The sequence below is a fragment of the Streptomyces sp. NPDC026659 genome, from assembly GCF_040638245.1.
GTDB lineage: Bacteria > Actinomycetota > Actinomycetes > Streptomycetales > Streptomycetaceae > Streptomyces.
In genome coordinates this window covers 287618-307461 of sequence record NZ_JBEZXY010000005.1, presented here as the reverse complement: position 1 = coordinate 307461, position 19844 = coordinate 287618, and the positions used below count along the sequence as shown (strand labels likewise).

The window sequence follows — 19844 nt, the reverse complement described above, 5'->3', positions numbered from 1 at the left end:
GCACCCGGAGGAAACGAATGACGACCCTCATCGAGTCCGAAGAACACCAGTCACTCCGCAAGGCCGTCTCCGCCCTGGGCAAGCGTTACGGCCGCGACTACATCACGCGCGCCATCACCGAGGGACGACACCCCACCGAACTCTGGCTGGAGGCAGGAAAACTTGGCTACCTCGGCGTCAACCTCCCCGAGGAATACGGAGGCGGAGGCGGCGGCATAGCCGAACTCTCCATCGTGCTGGAGGAATTGGGAACCGCAGGCGCCCCCCTCCTCATGCTGATCGTCTCCCCGGCCATCTGCGGAACGGTCATCGCCCGCTTCGGCACGGAAGACCAGAAGCGCACCTGGCTCCCCGGAATCGCCGACGGCACCCGCACGATGGCCTTCGGCATCACCGAACCGGACGCGGGCTCCAACTCCCACCGCATCACCACGACCGCCCGCCGCGACGGCGACGACTGGCTCCTCACCGGCCGCAAGGTCTTCGTCTCCGGAGTCGACCAGGCGGACGCCACGCTGATCGTCGGCCGCACCGAGGACGCCCGCACGGGCAGGCTCAAGCCCTGCCTCTTCATCGTCCCGCGCGACGCGGACGGCTTCACGCGCAACAAGATCGACATGGAGGTCAACGCCGCCGAGAAGCAGTTCGAGCTGGTCCTGGACGACGTACGGCTCCCTGCCGACGCACTCGTCGGTGACGAGGACACCGGGCTGCTCCAGCTCTTCGCCGGGCTGAACCCCGAGCGGATCATGACGGCCGCGTTCGCGATCGGCATGGGGCGTTACGCGCTCGGCCGGGCCGTGGAGTACGCCCGCGAGCGCACCGTGTGGAACGTCCCCATCGGCGCCCACCAGGCCATCGCGCACCCCCTCGCGCAGGCCCACATCGACCTGGAACTGGCCAAGTTGATGATGCTGAAGGCCGCCCTGCTCTACGACGCCGGGGACGACATCGGCGCGGGCGAGGCCGCCAACATGGCCAAGTACGCGGCCGGGGAAGCCTGTGTGAAGGCGGTCGACCAGGCCGTGCACACGCTCGGCGGCAACGGCCTCACCCGCGAGTTCGGGCTCGCCTCGCTGATCACCGGTGCCCGGGTGGCCCGGATCGCCCCGGTCAGCCGGGAGATGATCCTCAACTACATCTCCCACCAGACCCTCGGCCTCCCCAAGTCCTACTAGGAAACAGCCCCGTTGGAGGAACCGTGTTCCACAGCGCGTACGACGACGTACCGCCCGTAGAACTCCCCGTCCACGACGCGGTGCTGGGCGGTGCCGCCGCCTTCGGTGACCGGCCCGCGCTCATCGACGGCACCGACGGCACGACCCTGACCTACGAGCAACTGGACCGGTTCCACCGCAGGCTGGCGGCCGCGTTCGCGGAGGCGGGGGTGCGCAAGGGGGAGGTGCTCGCCCTGCACAGCCCCAACACCCTCGCGTTTCCACTGGCGTTCTACGCGGCCACCCGGGCGGGCGCCACCGTCACCACCGCCCACCCGCTCGCCACGCCCGAGGAGTTCGCGCGGCAGCTGGAGGACAGCGGGGCCCGCTGGATCGTCACCGTCTCCCCGCTGCTCCCGGCCGCCCGCCGCGCCGCCGAACTCGCGGGCGGGGTGCGGGAGATCATCGTGTGCGACAGCGCACCCGAACACCGCTCCCTGGTCGACATGCTGGCGAGCGACGGGCCCGAGCCGGAGATCGCGCTCGACCCGGCCGAGGACATCGCCGTACTGCCGTACTCCTCCGGCACCACCGGCGTGCCCAAGGGCGTGATGCTCACCCACCGGCAGATCGTCACCAACCTCGCCCAACTGGAGCCCGCCGTACGGTCGGAGCCGGGGGACCGTATCCTCGCCGTCCTCCCGCTCTTCCACATCTACGGCCTCACTGCCCTGATGAACGCGCCCCTGCGGCAGGGCGCCACCGTCGTCGTGCTGCCCCGCTTCGAGCTGGACACCTTCCTCGCGGCCATCGAGACCCACCGCATCACCGGCCTCTACGTCGCCCCGCCGATCGTCCTCGCCCTCGCCAAGCACCCCTCGGTCGCGCGCTACGACCTCTCCTCGCTGAAGTACGTGATCAGCGCCGCCGCCCCACTGGACGCCTCCCTCGCCGCGGCCTGCGCCGAACGGCTCGGGCTGCCGCCGCTCGGGCAGGCGTACGGGATGACCGAGCTGTCGCCCGGCACCCATGTCGTCCCGCTCGACCTGCTGCGGGAGGCGCCGCCCGGTACGGCGGGCAGGCTGATCGCGGGTACCGAGATGCGGATCGTGTCCCTGGACGACCCCGGCAAGGACCTCGGCACCGGAGAGGCCGGCGAGATCCTGATCCGGGGCCCGCAGGTGATGAAGGGCTACCTCAACCGGCCCGACGCCACCGCCGAGACGATCGACCGCGACGGCTGGCTGCACACCGGCGATGTGGGGCAAGTCGACGCTGACGGCTGGCTGTTCGTGGTGGACCGGGTGAAGGAACTCATCAAGTACAAGGGCTTCCAGGTGGCCCCCGCCGAACTGGAGGCGCTGCTGCTCACCCACCCGGCCGTCGCGGACGCGGCGGTCGTCGGCACCCTGAACGACGAGGGCAACGAGATCCCGCACGCCTTTGTCGTCCGCCGCCCGACCGCGCCCGAACTCGGCGAGAACGAGGTGATGTTGTACGTCGCCGAGCACGTCGCGCCGTACAAACGGGTCCGGCGGGTGACCTTCGTCGACTCCGTGCCGCGCGCGGCCTCGGGGAAGATCCTGCGCCGTGAACTCCGGGAGCGCGCATGACACTTGTCGGACGCTCCCGCGAACGGGCCGTGGAGACCGTCAGCCTGGACTCCCCGGACACCCGTAACGCCCTCTCCGCACCCCTCGTCGCCGCGCTCGCCGACGCCCTGGCCGACTGCGTGAAGGACCCCGGCGTCCGGGCGGTCGTCCTCACCCACACCGGGGGCACGTTCTGCGCGGGCGCCGACCTGCGCGACCCGCCTCAACCGGACGCGCTGGTGGGGCTGTTGCGGCAGATCGTGGAGCTGCCCAAGCCCGTGGTGGCCCGGGTCACCGGGCACGTCCGCGCGGGCGGGCTCGGGCTGCTCGCCGCCTGTGACATCACGGCCGCCTCCGCCGGGGCCACGTTCGCCTTCACCGAGGTGCGGATCGGGGTCGCCCCGGCGGTGATCTCCCTGCCGGTGCTGCCCCGCGCCGACCCGCGCGCGCTCGCCCGCTACTACCTCACCGGTGAGCGCTTCGGCCCCGCCGAGGCCGTACGGCTCGGACTGCTCACCGCGTCCGGGGACGACGTGGACGACGTGCTCACGCCCGTCCTGGACGGCCTGCGCCGCTCCTCGCCCGAGGCCCTGGCCGCGACGAAACGGCTGCTCACGGCTAGGGTGCTGGAGACATTCGACCGGGACGCGGCGGACCTGACCGCCCTCTCGGCCCGGCTGTTCTCCGCCCCGGAGGCCCGGGAGGGGATGACGGCCTTCCTGGAAAGACGGGATGCGGCATGGGTGGTGTGAGTACGGCGGAACGCGACCGCGTACCCAAGCAGGACCGCAGTCGGGCCACCCGGCAGCGCCTCCTGGAGGCCGCCGTGGCCTGCCTCGCCGAGTACGGCTGGGCGGGCTCCACGGTCGCGGTCGTCGCGGAGCGCGCGGGCGTCTCCCGGGGCGCCGCGCAGCACCACTTCCCCACCCGCGAGGACCTGTTCACCGCCGCCGTCGAGTACGTGGCGGAGAGCCGCTCCGTCGCGCTCCGCGAGCTGTTCCCCGACGGCCCCGGGGACCGGCGTGCCGTGATCTCCGCCCTGATCGGCCTCTTCACCGGCCCGCTCTTCCGGGCCGCCCTGCACCTGTGGGTGGCCGCCTCCAACGAGGACCAACTGCGCGGCCGGGTGACCGAGTTGGAGGGGCGCGTCGGCCGTGAGTGCCACCGCATCGCCGTCGAACTCCTCGACGCCGACGAGTCCCGCCCCGGCGTCCGCGAGACCGTACAGGGCCTGCTCGACATGGCCCGCGGCCTGGGCCTCGCCACCCTCCTCACCGACGACACCGCACGCCGCGAGCGGGTCGTCGCGCAGTGGGCGGTGCTGCTCGACGAGGCGCTGGGGGAGTAGCGCCCCAGGGGTTCGTGCGATCCCGTTGTCAGTGGCCGGTGCCAGCATGTACGGCATGGGGGATCACTTCCAGATCATCGTCGACCTCGACGCCACCGAAGCCGACGCGCCCGGCCTCGCCGCGCGCGTGGTCGACCGGCTGGTCGGCGAGGGCATCGTGCGCGCCGAGCGGACCGAGTGTCTGCTCGGACCGGGGCTCGGGCATCCGCCGGGCCCGCGGTGGGACCGGGCGGTGGCCCCGGCGGACGCCCGGTGGGCGCCCACCGACGGGCTCGCCGTCCACACCGGCCGCACCTTCTTCCACAGCGGCCAGGGCGACCCCGAGTGGGTCCGCTGCCCCCGCTGCGCCGCCACGACCCGGCTGTACGTCTACGAGGACTGGACCCCGGTCGAGGGGGCGAGCGACCCCTTCGACCGGGCCATCGGCCTCTGGCGGGCGACCGGCGACGCCGACGTGGAGTGCGCCTCCTGCACGGCCCGCGTCCCGCTGCCGGAGTGGAAGTGGGCGTACGACTCGTTCGCCTTCGGGTATCTCGGGTTCGAGTTCTGGAACTGGCCGGAGTTCACGGACGAGTTCCGGGACCTGGTGGCCGACGCGCTCGGCGGACACCGTACGGCGCATCCGGCGGGCAAGTTCTGAGGCGCGAGAGGCTGCCGGGCAGGTGGCGCCCGTCACATCCGTATTCCGGGCATCGCAGTACTCTTGGCCCATGCTTCCGATGCTCGTTCGCCGCCGCCACGTGGACTACGTGCGCGTCACGAGCATGGGCTGTCGGCGTTCCGCCTGATCCAGCCCCCTTTTTCCTCGTCTCTTCCTTTCCGGCACCCGGGGGCCGCCCACCCCTCGCGGCTGCCCGTGCCCCGTAACCACGCGGACGCACCCATGACGAATCCCGCGACGAACCCGTCGTACGCCCAGCTCCCGATCATCGACCTCTCGGCCGCCGACCGCGGTCCCGAGGAGCGCGCCCTTCTCCACGACCGGCTGCACTCCGCCGCCCATGACGTGGGCTTCTTCCAGCTCGTCGGGCACGGGGTGACCCAGGAGGAGACCGACGCCCTGCTCACCGCGATGCGGGCCTTCTTCGCGCTGCCCGAGGCCGACCGGCTGGCCCTCGACAACGTCAACTCCCCGCACTTCCGCGGCTACACCCGCACCGGCGACGAACGCACCGGCGGCTCCCGCGACTGGCGCGACCAGCTCGACATCGGCGCCGAGCGCCTCGCCCGCGTCCCCGGCCCGGACGAGTCGCCGTACTGGTGGCTCCAGGGCCCCAACCAGTGGCCCACCGCCCTGCCCGAGCTGCGCACCGCCGCCCTCGCCTGGATCGACAAGCTCAGCGCGGTCGCCCAGCGGCTGCTGCACGAGCTGCTCACCGCCATCGGTGCCCCCGCCGACTTCTACGACCCCGCCTTCGGTGCCCACGCCCACCCGCACCTCAAGCTCGTCCGCTACCCCGGCAGCGCGGGCGACGGCACCGACCAGGGCGTCGGCGCCCACAAGGACTACGGCTTCCTCACCCTGCTCCTCCAGGACTCCGTGGGTGGCCTCCAGGTCCAGCGCGAGGACGGCCGCTTCCACGAAGTCCCGCCGCTGGAGGGCGCGTTCGTGGTGAACCTCGGCGAACTCCTGGAGGTCGCCACCAACGGCTACCTCCTCGCCACCAACCACCGCGTGGTCAGCCCGCCCGGAGCCACGGAACGCTTCTCGGTCCCGTTCTTCTACAACCCTCGCCTGGACGCGAGGATCGCCCCGCTGCCCTTCCCGCACGCGGATGCCGCGCCCGGCGTGACGACGGACCCGACGAACCCGCTGTACGCGGAGTACGGCTTCAACGAGCTGAAGGGCAAGCTGAGGGCCCACCCGCTGGTGGCGGAGCGCCATCACGCGAGCCTGCTGACACCGGCCTAGAGGTTCTGCTTTTGTTTTTTGCTTTTAGGGGCGCGGGGAACTGCGCGATCAACCACAACGATCCCGCAGCCGCCCACGCGCCCCAACACCCCTTCTCGGTGGGCGAATTCAGTGAGCGATCCCCGCAAACCCCGGGATGTCCTCAGGCCGACGCTCACTCGGACCGACGTACTCCGCTGAAGGCCGCACCAAGCGACCGGTCCTCTTCTGCTCAAGAATGTGCGCCGACCACCCGGCGGTCCGCGCACACGTGAACATCGACGTGAACATGTGCGCCGGCACCTCCGCGAAGTCGAGCAGAATCGCCGCCCAGAACTCCACATTGGTGGCCAGCACACGATCCGGCCGCCGATTGTGCAACTCCTCCAGCGCCGCCTTCTCCAGCGCCTCCGCGATCTCGTACCGAGGCGCCCCCAACTCCCGCGCGGTGCGCCGCAGTACCCGCGCCCGGGGGTCCTCGGCCCGGTAGACGCGATGCCCGAACCCCATGAGCCGCTCACCCCGGTCGAGGGCCTGCCGGACCCACCCCTCCGCGTCCCCGGTCTGCTCGATCTCCTCGATCATGCCGAGCACACGGGAGGGCGCCCCGCCATGGAGGGGACCGGACATCGCCCCCACGGCGCCGGAGAGCGCGGCGGCGACATCCGCCCCGGTGGAGGCGATGACCCGCGCGGTGAAGGTGGACGCGTTCATGCCGTGCTCGGCGGCCGAGGTCCAGTAGGCGTCGACGGCGGCGACGTGCTTCGGGTCCGGCTCGCCGCGCCAGCGGATCATGAACCGCTCGACCACCGACCGCGCCTTGTCGATCTCGCTCTGCGGCACCATCGGCAGGCCCTGCCCGCGCGCGGACTGGGCGACGTACGACAGCGCCATGACGGCGGCGCGGGCGAGGTCGTCGCGGGCCTGCTCGGCGTCGATGTCCAGCAGCGGTTTCAGGCCCCACACGGGGGCCAGCATGGCCAGCGCGGACTGCACGTCCACCCGGATGTCCCCGGAGTGCACCGGGATCGGGAACGGCTCGGCGGGCGGCAGACCGGGGTCGAAGGCGCCGTCGACCAGCAGCCCCCACACGTTCCCGAAGGACACGTGCCCGACCAGGTCCTCGATGTCGACGCCCCGGTAGCGCAGGGCACCGCCCTCCTTGTCCGGCTCGGCGATCTCCGTCTCGAAGGCGACGACTCCCTCTAGCCCGGGTACGAACTCGGACATAAGGCGGCTCCTCATGCTGGGTCGGCGGCGGTCACACCGGTGATGCCCCGTACGGCCGGGGGTCACCCGGACACGAGGCGGGAACCAGCACGATAGCCCTGAGTGCCAGGTTTGGGGAGTCCTTGCGGCACTGAGTGCCACGTTAGGGGGAGGCAGTGGTGGCGAGCCGCCGCGCGATGCGCGCGGGAGCGCGCCGGAAGTGCGCCGGGAGTGGACCCGCGGCCCGTACGCCCCCATGCGGCAGGATGGCCGCGTGACCGATCGCGACACCATGCCCGACCCCGCCACCGACCCCGCGTTCATGCGCAAGCAGTACCGCGCCCGGGGCCTTGAGACGACGGAACTCGCGGTCCACCCGATGGACCAGTTCGCGCGCTGGTTCGCCGACGCCGCCCGCGCGGCCGTCCACGGCACGCTGTACGAGCCCAACGCGATGGTCGTCTCCACCGTGGACCCGGCAGGGCGCCCCGGCTCGCGCACGGTCCTGATGAAGGGCTACGACACCGACGGCTTCGTCTTCTACACCAACTACGACTCCCGCAAGGCCCGTGACCTGGCCGGGAACCCGTACGTCTCGCTGCTCTTCCCCTGGCACCCGATCGCCCGCCAGGTCATCGTCTCGGGCGTGGCCCGCCGCACCAGCCGCGAGGAGACCGCCGCCTACTTCCACAGCCGCCCGCACGGCTCCCAGCTGGGCGCCTGGGCCAGCGCGCAGTCCACGGTGGTCGGCTCCCGCGCCGAACTGGACGAGGCGTACGCCGCGCTCGGCGCCCGCTACCCCGAGGGCGAGGAGGTCCCCGTCCCGCCCCACTGGGGAGGCTTCCGCGTCGCCCCCGAGACCGTCGAGTTCTGGCAGGGCCGCGAGAACCGCCTCCACGACCGCCTCCGCTACACCGCCCTCCCGGACGGCACCTGGACGGTCGACCGCCTCAGCCCCTGACCCCGTAAGGCGCGTAAACGCAGACGACCCGCGAGCTCGGGTCCTCCGCCGGGGCGGAGAGCCGGCCGGACGTACCGGCGAGCTCACGGGTCGGGCGACTGCGATGGATTGGCCGGCTGCGCGTGACGCGCACGCGCTGGTCCGGCACCCTCGACGAGGCGTGGTGTCGGGCCGCTAGCCCGCAGCCACCTCACGCGTCCGGTTTCCGTACATCTGCCGAACCACCTCCCTTCGTGTGTGCTCCACAGCCTAGGAAGTCGTCGCACACGCTTCAAACGATTTTCGGCGCCGCAATCTCGCGGAACTCCGTGTGGGCTGTGTCACCGTCGAGTTGAATGACATTGAACGACGCAGGCCAGTGAGCGGAACGGGTGCCGAGGGGTGTGCCCGACGCAGCCTCCAGGGGGTCGAGGGTGAGTGCTTCCCGGCGTGGTGGGGCCACCGATGAGCTGGGGCCGGGGGAGCCGGGTGGGGAGGATCTGCTCGCCGCGCTGCTGGACGGCATGGACGCGGCCCTGTGCGCCTTCGACGCCGAGGGGGTCGTGACCCACTGGAACCGTGAGGCGGAGCGGATTCTGGGGTGGAGTGCCGCAGAGGCGGTCGGGCGGCCGGGCTTCGCCGGGTGGGCGGTGCGCAGTGCGGACGCCGAGGAGGTGCAGCGGCGGCTGATGTCCGCGATGCGGGCGCCGGGGCGGCAGGTGCACGAGTTCGCGCTGGTCACCAAGGACGGGGGACGGGTGCTCGTCAGGACCCAGTCCGCCGCCGTGCGGGGGCCGGACGGCAGCCCTGCCGGGTTGTACTGCGCCTTCAGCGAGGTGCACGCGCAGATCGACCTGGAGCGGTCGATCGCGCTCAGCGAGGCGTTGTTCGAGGACGCGTCCTGGGGCGTCGTGCTGGTGGACGCCGATCTGCGGCCCGCCGTCGTCAACGCGCACGCGGCCCGCGCGCTCGGGGTGGGCCGTACGTCCGCGCTCGGGCGGCCGCTCGGTGAGCTGCTCGCACAGGGTGTGGAGGAACTGGAGAGCGCGCTGACCCATGTGCTGGCCGAGGGCACCCCGCCCGGGCCCGCCGAGATGTGGGTGACCGTGCGGACGGCCGAGGGGGAGCGGCGGCGCTGCTGGCGCAGCGGCTTCGTGCGGCTGGCCTCGCCGCTGGCCGAGGAGCCCGTACCGCTCGGGGTCGGCTGGCTCTTCCAGGACGTCACCGAGGCCCGGCAGGGCGAGCAGGAGGCGTCCCGGCTGCGCTTCCGCTCCAACCAGCTGCACCGCGCGGCCCGTGCCGCCGCCGAGTGCGAGGACCCGGCGGAGGCGGCCGTGGTCCACCTGGAGTTCGCCCTCGCGGGCTTCGCCGACCACGCCCTGCTCGACCGGGCGGTGCCGGTGCCGCCCGGGCCGGAGAACGAGGGCGCCCTGCGGCTCGTACGGCTCGCCGCCACCCCCGCCGGTGCGCCGGGCCCGGACGCGCCGCCCGCCACCTCCGGGCTGCCCGTGCGGTACGGCGCCGGGCACCCCGCGCTCCAGTGCTGCGAGCGGAACGGAACCGTGCGCGTGGACGCCGGGTCGGGCCCCGCCGAGCGGCCGCGCGAGTGGGCGCGGGCCCGGCTGTGGCCCGCCGACACCGCGCACGCGCTGTGCGCCGTACTGCGCAGCCGGGGCCGCACGCTGGGCGTCGTCACCTTCCTGCGCGGGCCGGGGCGGGGGCGTTTCGACCGGTCCGACGTGGCGTACGCGGAGGAGGTGGCGGCGCGGATCGGGGCGGCGCTGGATCTGGCGGAGGTTCTGCGGGGGCGGTGACGTCTGTGGCTAGTGCCGGTAGAAGATCCGGTCGCCGTACTTCTCCATGATCCGCGTGTTCCAGTCGTGGCCGCCGTCGACGTTGCCGGAGCGCAGCAGTGGGGGCTCGATGCCGCGTCCGGCCAGTTCGGCGGCGGCGGTGGCCATCACGGCCTGCATCAGGGCCGAGGTCACGACCGTGGAGGCGGGGGCGAAGGGGGCGGGTACGGAGTCCAGGCTCAGCTCCGCGTCGCCGACCGCGATCTTCGAGTCGAGCACGACGTCGCAGTGGTCCTTGAGGAAGGTGCCGGAGGCGTGCCGGGAGGCGGTCTCGGTGGCGTACGCGACGGAGGTGACGCCGATGACCTTGAGGCCGCGTTCCCGGGCGCCGCGCGCCATCTCGACGGGCAGGGAGTTGCGGCCCGACAGGGAGATGATCACCAGGGCGTCCCCGGCGCGGGCCGGTGAGCTGTCCAGTACGGCGCTCGCGAGGCCGTCGACCCGCTCCAGGGCGGAGCCGAGGGTGGCCGGGGTGACGTCGACGCCGACGACTCCGGGCACGGCGAGCAGGTTCATCAGGGCGAGGCCGCCGGCGCGGTAGACCACGTCCTGCGCGGCCAGTGAGGAGTGTCCGGCCCCGAACGCGAACAGCCGCCCCCCGTCCGTCACCGTGTCCGCCAGCAGGACCCCCGCCTCCGCGATGGCCCCACCCTCTTCCTCCCGCACCCGCCGCAACAGCTCCGCGGCGGCGTCGAAGAACAGATCGGCAGGCGTGCCGTCACTCATCCGGTGCCCCTTCGCGCTCGGTGTCGCGGATCACGGTGCGGTCTGGACCATCTCGGTGTCAATACGGGGTGCCTCCGGCGGTTCGGCGGCTGTCCGGCGCGGGAGTTGGGTGCGGGGCGAGCGGGGATCGGCGCAGGACCTGGCAGCGACCCCGGACCAGCCTTCCTGTCCGGCTGTCCGGCCTTTCGGGCGGCCCGGTCCCGGGGCTCGGCGCCCCGGCCCGGTGGCGTTCGGGTCGGGCTCGGCCGTTCGGTCGGTCCTTCGGGGCTCCGGCGGTCGTCTCGGTGGCTTTTCGGGCGGACCTGTCGGGGCGGGGCGGCCGAGTCGGCGTCGGATATGGCTCGCGTCGGCGTCGGAGACGGATCGCGTCGGCGTCGTTGCCCCGATTCGCCCCCCGCCGCACGCCGGTTTCGCCGGGGCGGCACGGTTGTCGGTGGTATCCGGCAGAATTGAGGTCTGGGCCAGCGCACGCGCCGGGGAGCGGTGAGCCTCCGGCAGAGGTAATCGAGGGGCACGTATGTCCGGTCTGATCGACACCACGGAGATGTATCTCCGCACCATCCTCGAACTGGAAGAGGAAGGCGTCGTCCCCATGCGCGCCCGCATCGCGGAGCGGCTCGACCAGAGCGGGCCGACCGTGAGTCAGACGGTGGCGCGCATGGAGCGGGACGGGCTCGTGTCCGTGGCCAGCGACCGTCATCTGGAACTGACCGACGAGGGCCGCCGGCTGGCCACCCGGGTGATGCGCAAGCACCGCCTCGCGGAGTGCCTGCTGGTGGACGTCATCGGCCTGGAGTGGGAGCAGGTGCACGCCGAGGCGTGTCGCTGGGAGCACGTGATGAGCGAGGCGGTCGAGCGCCGTGTGCTCGAACTGCTGCGCCACCCCACCGAGTCGCCGTACGGCAACCCGATCCCGGGGCTTGAGGAGCTGGGCGAGAAGGACGGCGCCGACCCGTTCCTGGACGAGGGCATGGTCTCGCTGGCCGACCTCGACCCGGGCCAGGACGGCAAGACGGTCGTCGTCCGCCGGATCGGGGAGCCGATCCAGACGGACGCGCAGCTGATGTACACGCTGCGGCGGGCGGGCGTGCAGCCCGGCTCCGTGGTGAGCGTGACCGAGTCGGCGGGCGGTGTCCTGGTCGGCAGTGGCGGCGAGGCCGCCGAGCTGGCCTCGGAGGTCGCCTCGCACGTCTTCGTCGCCAAGCGCTGAGACGAACACCGGACGAAAGAGAACCCCGGCGCCGCCGCGGCGCCGGGGTCTCACCTCCCCGGACGCTGACCCGGAGCCCCGAGCTCCCAGGGTCAGCCTTCGGACCGTTTTTCCCCGAGCGGTCCGCCCCCCTCGCCAGAGAAGATCCCCTCGGCGGTGGCGATCATTCCTCTTCTGGTGTCACTCGAACGAGGGGTGTTTCTCGCACATACCCGATGTTCGAATAGCAGTTCGATAGTCTGCGAGAGCAGGACGACGGACCACGGCATACGACAACGGCAGGGCAGTACACCGGTACGAGGCAGGCAAGGCTGGGGGGTGCCAGGCGATGGCACGGCGTATCGACGTGACAGGAGCGGGCGGCGTACGGCTGGCCGCCTGGGAGTTCGCGGACCCGCCCAAGGAGGGGGCCGACTCCGCCATGCCCGGCGTGCTGCTGCTCCACGGGCTGATGGGCCGCGCCTCGCACTGGGCGGCCACCGCCCGCTGGCTCGCGGAGCGGTACCGGGCCGTGGCGCTCGACCAGCGCGGCCACGGCCGCAGCGAACACCCTCCGGCGGCCGCCTGCACCCGCGAGGACTACGTGGCGGACGCCGAGGCCGCCCTCGAACAGCTCGGTCTCGCCCCCGCCGTCCTCATCGGCCACGCCATGGGCGCCCTGACGGCCTGGCAGCTCGCCGCCCGCCGCCCCGACCTCGTGCGCGGGCTCGTCATCTGCGACATGCGCGCCTCCGCGCTCGGCGCCGCCTCGCAGCGCGAGTGGGACGAGTGGTTCCGCTCCTGGCCGGTCCCCTTCGCCACGCTCGCGGACGTCCGCAGATGGTTCGGCGAGGACGACCCCCGCCTGGAGCGCCCGAGCCCCACCCGCGGCGAGTTCTACGCCGAGGTCATGCACGAGTGCGCGGACGGCTGGCGCCCCGTCTTCGAGCCCGAACGCATGCTCCGCACCCGCGAGACCTGGGTCCACGACGCCCACTGGGAGGAACTGGCCCAGGTCACCTGCCCCACCCTCGTCGTCCGCGGCCTCGACGGCGAACTCGGCCGCGCCGAGGCCCAGGAGATGGTCCGCGTCCTCCCCCGGGGCGAGTACGCGGAAATCACCGACGCGGGCCACCTCATCCACTACGACCAGCCGGCGGCCTGGAGAAGAGCGGTGGAGCCGTTCTTGAGCGGTTTGGCCTGAACGACTTTCAGGGGCGGGGGGACTGTTGTTCTTTAGCGATGCGGGAACTGGTGTCTTTGAGGGACACGGGGACTGGCTGTTTTCAGGGGCGCGCGGGACCGGTGCCTTTCAGGGGCGCGAGGACCGGTTTTTTAGGGGCGCGGGGAACTGCGCGACCAGCCCAAACGGCGCCGCACCCGAACACCCCCCAGAACCACCCCTCAGCCCCGACTGACCGCCACCAAAATCTCCGGCAACCTCCCCACCGTCTGCGGCGCGGCCAACCGCAACCCCGCCACAGTCACCCCCGCCCCATAAACCGCCCCCAGCGGCAGCAGCACCCACGTCCACCCCGCACCCCCCTCCGACACGTTCAACCAGATCACCGCGGCAATAACCGGCGCACACAGCAGCGCCGCCGAGATCATCCCCCCGAAGATCGCCGCGAAGGCCAGCCCCGCCTGCCCCGGGGCGACATTCCGGTGCCCCTCCTGCGGGATCGAGTACGGGAACCGCGCCGACGTCCACGCCCCGGTCGCCAGCATCGCGCCGAGCAGCGCCAGGGACAGTCCCAGCACCTCCGGCAGCCGGTCCCAGTCGCCGAGGAGCGCGGTCGTCACCCCGGTCACCAGCAGCGCGTAGGGCAGGGTGATCAGCAATAGGGCCAGCGCGCGGGCTCGCAGCTCGGCGTAGGCGTCGCGGGGCGAGGAGATGGTCATGGCGACCATCCAGAAGGCGGAGGAGTCCTGCCCGAACTGGTTGTACATCTGCATCCCGAGCATCCCCGAGGCGAAGCACGCGAAGTAGACGGACCCGGTGCCCTGCACGGCGTTGAACACCGGCACGATCAGCCCGATCGCCAGTGAGGTGACCCAGGCGGCCTTGGTCTTGGGGTCGCGCCAGATGTAGCGCAGGGTGCGTTCCATGACGGCGCCGGTGCGGCCGCCCGGCAGCAGCCGGCCGAGGAGGCCCGCCGAGGCACGGTCGGGCGCGTCCGTGTCGGCGCCCTGGAGCGTGGAGCCGTCCGGGGAGGTCATCAGCCGGGTCAGACTGCGGGACCACGCCGCGATCAGCAGCACCAACGCGGCGGCGGACAGTGCGAGTTGGGCCAGCGCGACGCCGTACGCCCCCGTGCTCGCCGTGTGCACCGCGGCCAGCGCCGAGGCGGGCGGCACCCAGGACAGCACATCGGCCACCGGGCCGAGCTGTTCGAGCCCGGACGACGAACCCAGCCGTTGCAGCCCGAAGTTGAGCAGCTGCGCCCCGACGGCGATGACGAGCCCGCTCAGCACCGCGAGGTCCCGGCCCCGGCGGCTGGTCAGCAGCCGTACGTTGGCCGCCGCGACCGTACGGGCCAGCGCCACGCACACCAGCAGCGCGAGCGGCAGGGCGAGGACGGCGGCCGCCCAGCCGGCGGGGCCGTGCGCGAGCGCCACCGCGCAGCCGGTCAGCACCAGCAGGGAGTACAGCGGGCCGATGCCGACCAGCGAGGCGGCGAGCAGGGCGCGTACCAGCGGCCGGGGCCGCAGCGGGAGCATCACCAGCCGGGTCGGGTCCATCGTCTCGTCGCCGCTCGGGAAGAACAGCGGCATCACGGTCCAGCCGAGCGCGAGCACGGCCGCGCCGATCACCACGACGTTCTCGACGTGCGCGAACCCGCCGAGCGCGATCAGGCCCGTCATCTGGAGCAGGCCGATCAGCACCGCGGCGACCGTCGAGCAGACGAACGCGGCCCGGCGGGCCGCCGACTGGCGCAGCCCGCCGCGCAGCAGCGACAGCTTGAGGCGGACGAGGGTGGGGGTCAGTGCGGTCATCGCGGGGCACCGCCGCCCAGCCAGTCGAGGTCGGACCCGGTGGCGCGGTCGTGCGCGCCGACGAGTTCGAGGAAGGCGGCCTGGAGCGTGGGGTGTCCGCCGCGCACCTCGGCCAGCGGGCCGGTGGCGCGGATGCGTCCGGCGGCCATCACGGCCACCCAGTCGCACAGCGACTCCACCAGCTCCATCACGTGCGAGGAGAAGACGACGGTGGCGCCGGAGGCGGTGTAGCGCTCCAGGACGCCCCGGATGATCTGCGCGGAGACCGGGTCCACGCCCTCGAACGGCTCGTCCAGGAAGAGCACTTCGGGGTTGTGCAGCAGGGCGGCGGCGAGTCCGATCTTCTTGCGCATGCCGGTCGAGTAGTCGACGACCAGCTTGTGCTGGGCCCCGGCCAGGTCGAGCACGTCGAGCAGCTGGGTCGCCCGCTTGTCCACCTCGGCGCCGGGCAGCCCGCGCATCCGCCCGGAGTAGCCGAGCAGTTCCCGCCCGGACAGCCGCTCGAAGAGCCGCAGCCCCTCCGGGAGCACCCCGATCCGGGCCTTGACGGCCACCGGGTCGCGCCAGACGTCCTGTCCGGCGATCTCCACGCTGCCCTGGTCGGGCCGGAGCAGCCCGGTCACCATGGACAGGGTGGTGGTCTTGCCCGCTCCGTTGGGACCGACCAGTCCGATGAACTTTCCGGCGGGCAGTTCGAGGTCGATCCCCCCGACCGCGACATGCTGCCCGAACTGCTTCCAGAGTCCCCGTATCCGCACTGCTGCCTCGGTCATGCCGAAACCCTAAGGGGACTTGGGCGTTCCTGGTGAGGGGCCCGGCCCACTCGTCGAACAGCTCGTCGATCAGCGATCCCGTCCGCACGCGTACGCGAGCGCCGGGATCACCTCCTCCGCGTCCGGCAGCCAGCGATTGGCCAGGGTCGGCGGGGCGGCCCACTGGGCGGCGCCCCGGGTGCCGACACGGGTCGGCGGGGCGGTGACGTAGCGGCCCTCGCCGAGAGAGCTCAGATCCAGGGACGCGGGGTACCAGCCGAGCCGGCGCAGGAGGTCGGGCGCCTTCGCGGCGCCGCCGGGCAGCACGAAGAACTGGGCCCGGCGGTCGGTCGTGCGGATCACCGGGCCGGGGATCAGGCCCATGCGCTGTATGCGCGCCAGCGCGAGCAGGCCCGCGCCCTCCGGGACGGACAGCGCGTCGAAGGTGCGGCCGGCCGGCAGCAGGATCGACGCCGTCGGCCGCCGCTGCCACATCCCGCGCACCGCCCGCACGCTGCGGGTGGCCAGGGTCGCCCAGTCGGGCCGGGTGGGATGCGCCCCCGGCGCGGGGCAGGAGCCGTCCCCGCACGAGCAGAACAGCAGCCCGCCGATCGTCTCCAGCCAGCTGCCCGCCACCACGTCCCAGCGCCGCTCGTCGGCGTAGCGCACGGCGGTCTCCAGCAGGGACTCCGTGCGCTGGTGCGGAATCTGGGCGGCCCCGGGGCCCGCGCTCGTGTCGGTCACGATCCACTCAACTCCCCCGCCGGACGGTGGTTACGGCCCGCCCGCGCGCCGGGGAGGAGCATTGGCCCGGCATTTGGGGCGCATGGGGGCATGTTCGGGGGCGCGCGGGAGGGTCGGGGGCGTGGCGCGGGTAGCCAGGTCCGAGGGGCCGGAAGCAGGCGCGGTGGGTGCCGCCGGACCCGTCCCGGGGGAGAGGCCGCCGCCTTTACCCCGGCAAACCGCACATGTCGCGCATTGACGTTATGTCGACTGGGCAGTGATCTGAATCGACCGGATCGTCCGGCCGGATCTTCACGCTCCAGGGTTTCGCAGGGGGTAGCGGATGGCCGCGAGGCCGCTAGTGGCGAGGCAGCCGAACGAAAGGCTGCAAGCACTGATCCAGGAAGCGGGGTGCTCGAACGCGGGGCTGGCCCGGCGCGTCAACATGTGCGGCGCCGAGCACGGTCTCGACCTGCGCTACGACAAGACGTCCGTGGCCCGCTGGCTGCGCGGCCAGCAGCCGCGCGGGCGCGCCCCGGCCGTCATCGCCGAGGCACTCGGCCGCAAGCTCGGCCGTACGGTCACGATCGACGAGATCGGCATGGCCAACGGCAAGAACCTCGCCTCGGGCGTGGGTCTCCAGTTCTCGCCGACCGTACTGGGGGCCATCGAGCAGGTCTGCGAGCTGTGGCGCAGCGACGTGGGCAGGCGGGACTTCCTGTCCGGCTCCTCCGTCGCCGCCTCCGCGCTCGTCGAGCCCAGCCGTGACTGGCTGATCTCCGCGCCGGACGCGGCGGTGGCCCGGCAGGCGGGCCCGCGCGTGGGCCGCTCCGACGTGGCGGCCGTGCGCTCCATGACCGAGGCGCTGGTGGGCCTGGACCACACCTACGGCAGCGGGCATGTGCGCCCGGTCGTCGTGCACTACCTGAACAGCGTGGTCTCGGGCCTGCTCGCGGGCTCGTACCGGGAGGCGGTCGGGCGTGAACTCTTCTCCGCCGTCGCCCGGTTGACCGAGCTGGCCGGGTACATGGCGGTGGACACCGGCCAACCGGGCCTGGCCCAGCGGTACTACATCCAGTCGCTGCGCCTGGCGCAGGCGGCCGGTGACCGCGGTTACGGCGGCTATGTGCTCGCCGCCTCCATGAGCCATCTCGCCGCACAGCTCGGAAACCCGCGCGAGATCGCCCAGTTGGCGCGGGCCGCGCAGGAGGGTGCCCGGGGCCGGGTGACCCCGCGCGCGGAGTCGATGTTCCACGCGGCCGAGGCGCGCGGGCACGCGCTGCTCGGTGACGTACGCTCGGCCGAGACCGCCTCGGGGAGGGCGATCGCGGCGCTGGAGCGCGCGGAGACGGCCGACGGCGACGACCCGGCGTGGATCGCGCACTTCGACGAGGCCTATCTGGCCGACGAGTTGGCGCACTGCCACCGCGACCTCGGCCGCCCTGAGGTGTCGGCCCGCTATGCCGAGCAGTCGCTCGCCGGACACCCGGAGTCGCGGGCCCGGCGCCGCGCCATCGGCTATGTCCTGCTCGCCACGGCTCAGGTGCAGCGGCGCGAGATCGAGCAGGCGTGCGGCACCGGTATGAAGGCGGTGGAACTGCTCGAGACCCTGCGTTCCGACCGGGGCGCCGAATATCTGACGGACCTTCAGCAGCGCCTCGAACCGTTCCGGGAGGAGGCGGTGGTAAGGGAGTTCGGCGCGCGGCTCGACGTGCGCCAGGCGGCCTGAACACGTGGCCGTCCGGGTGTGAAGGGACGGTGAACGGCACCCGCTTCGCTCGCGGGTGCCGAATACAGCGTGGTGGGGGCAGGTTTTGTTACGGCGGTCACAGGGAAGCCGCTGTGGCCCTGAGCTGCGTGGCATCGGGCTCGACAGACCCGGTAGCGTGAGCCGACGATTCCGAAGGTCCCCCATTCACAGGAGTCCCGGTGACGCAGAGTGGACAGGGCGAGGAGCCCTCGGCGCGAGCCGCGCACGAAGGCATCGTGCTGCCCTCCGACGGAGGCGAGCCCGTGCTGCCGGGCACGACGGGCGCACCCGCGCCCTCCGCGCCGCCCGGCGGCCAGACCTGGGGCGGTGAGTGGGGCCCCGGCCAGGGTGCCGCGCAGCAGGGCCAGGGCTGGTCCCACGAGGCCACCCAGCACTGGCCCGTCCCCGAACAGCCGGGCGGTCCCGGCCCGATGCCGCCCGAGGGCGCCCCGGCGCCGTCGTACGGCGGCGAGGCGTACCCGCAGTACGGCGACGCGAACGGCGCACAGGGCTACCCGGCGGCCGGTGACGCGACCGGCGCACAGGGCTACCCGGGGGCCGGGGCGCCGATGCCCCCGATGCACGAGGCCGCCACCCAATACATGGCCCCGGTGCCCGGCGCGGGCCCCGAGGGCGCGACGCAGTACATACCCCCGGTCCCCGGCGGCGGCGCCGCCGAGGCGGCCACCCAGTACATACCCCCCGTGCCCGGCGGCGCGCTGCCGCCCGAGATGGGCGGCCCGGCGCAGCAGCCCGCACACGCGCACGCCGAGGCGGCCACCCAGTACATCCCGCCCTACCCGGGCGACGACGGCGAGCGGCAGCCGCCCGCCGAGTTCGACAACCTCTTCCGCGGCCCGCAGGCCGGTGAGGGCGCCACCCAGCAGATGCCGCGCGTCCCCTCGGCGCCCGTCGGCCAGGCCCCGGTGATCTCCGGGCAGCCCGCCTACCGGCCGCCGATCCAGTCCGCCTACCGGCCGCCGCTGGACGAGGACGAGGACGGCCGCCGGGGCGGCGGCCGCACCGGCTCACGGGTGCCGGTGATCGCCGCCGTGGGCGTCGGCATCGTCGTCCTCGGCATCGGCGCGGGCGCGCTGCTCAGCAGCGGCGGCGACGACAAGAAGCCGGACCCCGCGCCGGCCGCCGCCTCGGCCCCGGCCGGCACCCAGTCGTCCGCCCCGGCGGGCGCCGACCCGGCCAAGGAGCAGGCGGCCGCGCTCGACCAGGTGCTCGCCGACAGCGGCAACAGCCGCGCCCAGGTGATCCGCTCGGTGGAGAACATCAAGGCCTGCCGCGACCTCGGCCAGGCCGCCACCGACCTGCGCGACGCCGCCCGGCAGCGCACCGACCTGGTCGGCCGGCTCGGCAAACTGTCCCTGGACAAGCTGCCGGACAACGCCGCGCTGAAGGAGTCGCTGACCAAGGCCTGGCAGGCATCAGCCTCCGCCGACAACCACTACGCGGCCTGGGCCGGTCAGGCGGCCGGGAAGCGGGGCTGCCCCAAGGGCCGGGCCCGCACCACCAACCAGACGCAGGCCGGCGACCGGGCGAGCGGCACCGCCAGCTCCCAGAAGGCCAGTGCCGCCCAGCTGTGGAACACCATCGCGAGCAAGTACGGCCTCACCACGCGCCAGCCGACCCAGCTGTGACGAAAGGGCCCGGCGCCCGGGGTGATCCCCGGGCGCCGGGCCCTTTCGCAGCCGCCGGACGCGGCTCG

Annotated in this window: 17 protein-coding genes; 12 read left to right on the top strand and 5 right to left on the bottom strand. The window is 73.0% G+C overall.

Annotated elements, in window-relative coordinates:
- Positions 1-17 precede the first annotated feature (17 nt).
- From AB0E91_RS15550 to AB0E91_RS15525, 6 genes are all read left to right on the top strand, one after another.
- Positions 18-1178 carry an acyl-CoA dehydrogenase family protein gene (locus tag AB0E91_RS15550; RefSeq protein WP_361780858.1) on the top strand — a complete coding sequence of 387 codons (1161 nt, stop codon included), beginning with the start codon at positions 18-20 and terminating at the stop codon, positions 1176-1178.
- A gap of 23 nt (positions 1179-1201) precedes the next feature.
- Complete coding sequence (locus tag AB0E91_RS15545; RefSeq protein ID WP_361780855.1) at positions 1202-2770, top strand: 4-coumarate--CoA ligase family protein; 1569 nt, start codon at positions 1202-1204, stop codon at positions 2768-2770.
- The gene (locus AB0E91_RS15540; RefSeq protein WP_361780852.1) at positions 2767-3501 is read left to right on the top strand and encodes an enoyl-CoA hydratase family protein; all 735 of its coding nucleotides are present in this window, start codon (positions 2767-2769) and stop codon (positions 3499-3501) included. The genes AB0E91_RS15545 and AB0E91_RS15540 overlap by 4 nt, the downstream gene beginning before the upstream one ends.
- Complete coding sequence (locus AB0E91_RS15535) at positions 3489-4097, top strand: TetR/AcrR family transcriptional regulator (RefSeq protein WP_361780850.1); 609 nt, start codon at positions 3489-3491, stop codon at positions 4095-4097. Before AB0E91_RS15540 ends, AB0E91_RS15535 begins: the two co-directional genes overlap by 13 nt.
- A 55-nt stretch (positions 4098-4152) precedes the next feature.
- On the top strand, positions 4153-4737 hold the full coding sequence (locus AB0E91_RS15530; protein ID WP_361780847.1) for a hypothetical protein: 585 nt from the start codon (positions 4153-4155) through the stop codon (positions 4735-4737).
- 243 nt (positions 4738-4980) lie between these two features.
- Positions 4981-6009: a 2-oxoglutarate and iron-dependent oxygenase domain-containing protein gene (locus tag AB0E91_RS15525; RefSeq protein ID WP_361780844.1), complete on the top strand. Its 1029-nt coding sequence runs from the start codon at positions 4981-4983 to the stop codon at positions 6007-6009.
- 108 nt (positions 6010-6117) lie between these two features.
- Here AB0E91_RS15525 and AB0E91_RS15520 read toward each other — a convergent pair whose 3' ends face one another.
- Positions 6118-7218, bottom strand: coding sequence for a citrate synthase 2 (locus AB0E91_RS15520; protein WP_361780841.1), 1101 nt, complete (start codon positions 7216-7218; stop codon positions 6118-6120).
- A gap of 253 nt (positions 7219-7471) precedes the next feature.
- On the opposite strand from AB0E91_RS15520, the gene pdxH reads away from it, so the two are divergent.
- Both pdxH and AB0E91_RS15510 read left to right on the top strand, forming a co-directional pair.
- The gene (gene pdxH / locus AB0E91_RS15515; RefSeq protein WP_161183697.1) at positions 7472-8158 is read left to right on the top strand and encodes a pyridoxamine 5'-phosphate oxidase; all 687 of its coding nucleotides are present in this window, start codon (positions 7472-7474) and stop codon (positions 8156-8158) included.
- A 413-nt stretch (positions 8159-8571) separates the two neighbouring features.
- Positions 8572-9951 carry a PAS domain-containing protein gene (locus AB0E91_RS15510; RefSeq protein ID WP_361780838.1) on the top strand — a complete coding sequence of 460 codons (1380 nt, stop codon included), beginning with the start codon at positions 8572-8574 and terminating at the stop codon, positions 9949-9951.
- A 9-nt stretch (positions 9952-9960) separates the two neighbouring features.
- Here AB0E91_RS15510 and AB0E91_RS15505 read toward each other — a convergent pair whose 3' ends face one another.
- Positions 9961-10716, bottom strand: coding sequence for an SIS domain-containing protein (locus AB0E91_RS15505; protein ID WP_361780835.1), 756 nt, complete (start codon positions 10714-10716; stop codon positions 9961-9963).
- Positions 10717-11233: 517 nt separating this feature from the next.
- Here AB0E91_RS15505 and AB0E91_RS15500 point away from each other — a divergent pair.
- Positions 11234-11926, top strand: a complete 693-nt coding sequence (locus AB0E91_RS15500) for a metal-dependent transcriptional regulator (protein WP_161179097.1) — start codon at positions 11234-11236, stop codon at positions 11924-11926.
- Positions 11927-12254: 328 nt separating this feature from the next.
- Positions 12255-13109, top strand: coding sequence for an alpha/beta hydrolase (locus tag AB0E91_RS15495; protein WP_361780832.1), 855 nt, complete (start codon positions 12255-12257; stop codon positions 13107-13109).
- 200 nt (positions 13110-13309) lie between these two features.
- Here the strand turns inward: AB0E91_RS15495 and AB0E91_RS15490 are convergent, their stop codons facing one another.
- From AB0E91_RS15490 to AB0E91_RS15480, 3 genes are all read right to left on the bottom strand, one after another.
- A complete protein-coding gene (locus AB0E91_RS15490) occupies positions 13310-14902 on the bottom strand; it encodes a transporter (RefSeq protein ID WP_361780829.1) in 1593 nt (530 codons plus the stop codon).
- Entirely contained in the window at positions 14899-15675 is a 777-nt protein-coding gene (locus AB0E91_RS15485; RefSeq protein WP_361780826.1) for an ABC transporter ATP-binding protein, read from the bottom strand. The genes AB0E91_RS15490 and AB0E91_RS15485 overlap by 4 nt, the downstream gene beginning before the upstream one ends.
- 69 nt (positions 15676-15744) lie before the next feature.
- Positions 15745-16398: a bifunctional DNA primase/polymerase gene (locus AB0E91_RS15480; protein ID WP_361780823.1), complete on the bottom strand. Its 654-nt coding sequence runs from the start codon at positions 16396-16398 to the stop codon at positions 15745-15747.
- A 322-nt stretch (positions 16399-16720) separates the two neighbouring features.
- On the opposite strand from AB0E91_RS15480, the gene AB0E91_RS15475 reads away from it, so the two are divergent.
- Complete coding sequence (locus AB0E91_RS15475; RefSeq protein ID WP_361780820.1) at positions 16721-18106, top strand: transcriptional regulator; 1386 nt, start codon at positions 16721-16723, stop codon at positions 18104-18106.
- A 200-nt stretch (positions 18107-18306) separates the two neighbouring features.
- Positions 18307-19776 (top strand): hypothetical protein, encoded by a 1470-nt coding sequence (locus AB0E91_RS15470; protein ID WP_361780817.1) that lies wholly within the window; start codon positions 18307-18309, stop codon positions 19774-19776.
- The last annotated feature ends 68 nt before the right edge of the window (positions 19777-19844 follow it).

What these genes read in the sequence shown, in the direction of transcription:
- AB0E91_RS15490 (WP_361780829.1), bottom strand. Translation starts at nt 14,902, where the DNA reads ATGACCGCACTGACCCCCACCCTCGTCCGCCTCAAGCTGTCGCTGCTG.
- AB0E91_RS15525 (WP_361780844.1), top strand. Translation starts at nt 4,981, where the DNA reads ATGACGAATCCCGCGACGAACCCGTCGTACGCCCAGCTCCCGATCATC.
- AB0E91_RS15540 (WP_361780852.1), top strand. Translation starts at nt 2,767, where the DNA reads ATGACACTTGTCGGACGCTCCCGCGAACGGGCCGTGGAGACCGTCAGC.
- AB0E91_RS15520 (WP_361780841.1), bottom strand. Translation starts at nt 7,218, where the DNA reads ATGTCCGAGTTCGTACCCGGGCTAGAGGGAGTCGTCGCCTTCGAGACG.
- AB0E91_RS15485 (WP_361780826.1), bottom strand. Translation starts at nt 15,675, where the DNA reads ATGACCGAGGCAGCAGTGCGGATACGGGGACTCTGGAAGCAGTTCGGG.
- AB0E91_RS15535 (WP_361780850.1), top strand. Translation starts at nt 3,489, where the DNA reads ATGGGTGGTGTGAGTACGGCGGAACGCGACCGCGTACCCAAGCAGGAC.
- AB0E91_RS15505 (WP_361780835.1), bottom strand. Translation starts at nt 10,716, where the DNA reads ATGAGTGACGGCACGCCTGCCGATCTGTTCTTCGACGCCGCCGCGGAG.
- AB0E91_RS15500 (WP_161179097.1), top strand. Translation starts at nt 11,234, where the DNA reads ATGTCCGGTCTGATCGACACCACGGAGATGTATCTCCGCACCATCCTC.
- AB0E91_RS15550 (WP_361780858.1), top strand. Translation starts at nt 18, where the DNA reads ATGACGACCCTCATCGAGTCCGAAGAACACCAGTCACTCCGCAAGGCC.
- AB0E91_RS15495 (WP_361780832.1), top strand. Translation starts at nt 12,255, where the DNA reads ATGGCACGGCGTATCGACGTGACAGGAGCGGGCGGCGTACGGCTGGCC.
- AB0E91_RS15475 (WP_361780820.1), top strand. Translation starts at nt 16,721, where the DNA reads ATGGCCGCGAGGCCGCTAGTGGCGAGGCAGCCGAACGAAAGGCTGCAA.
- AB0E91_RS15530 (WP_361780847.1), top strand. Translation starts at nt 4,153, where the DNA reads ATGGGGGATCACTTCCAGATCATCGTCGACCTCGACGCCACCGAAGCC.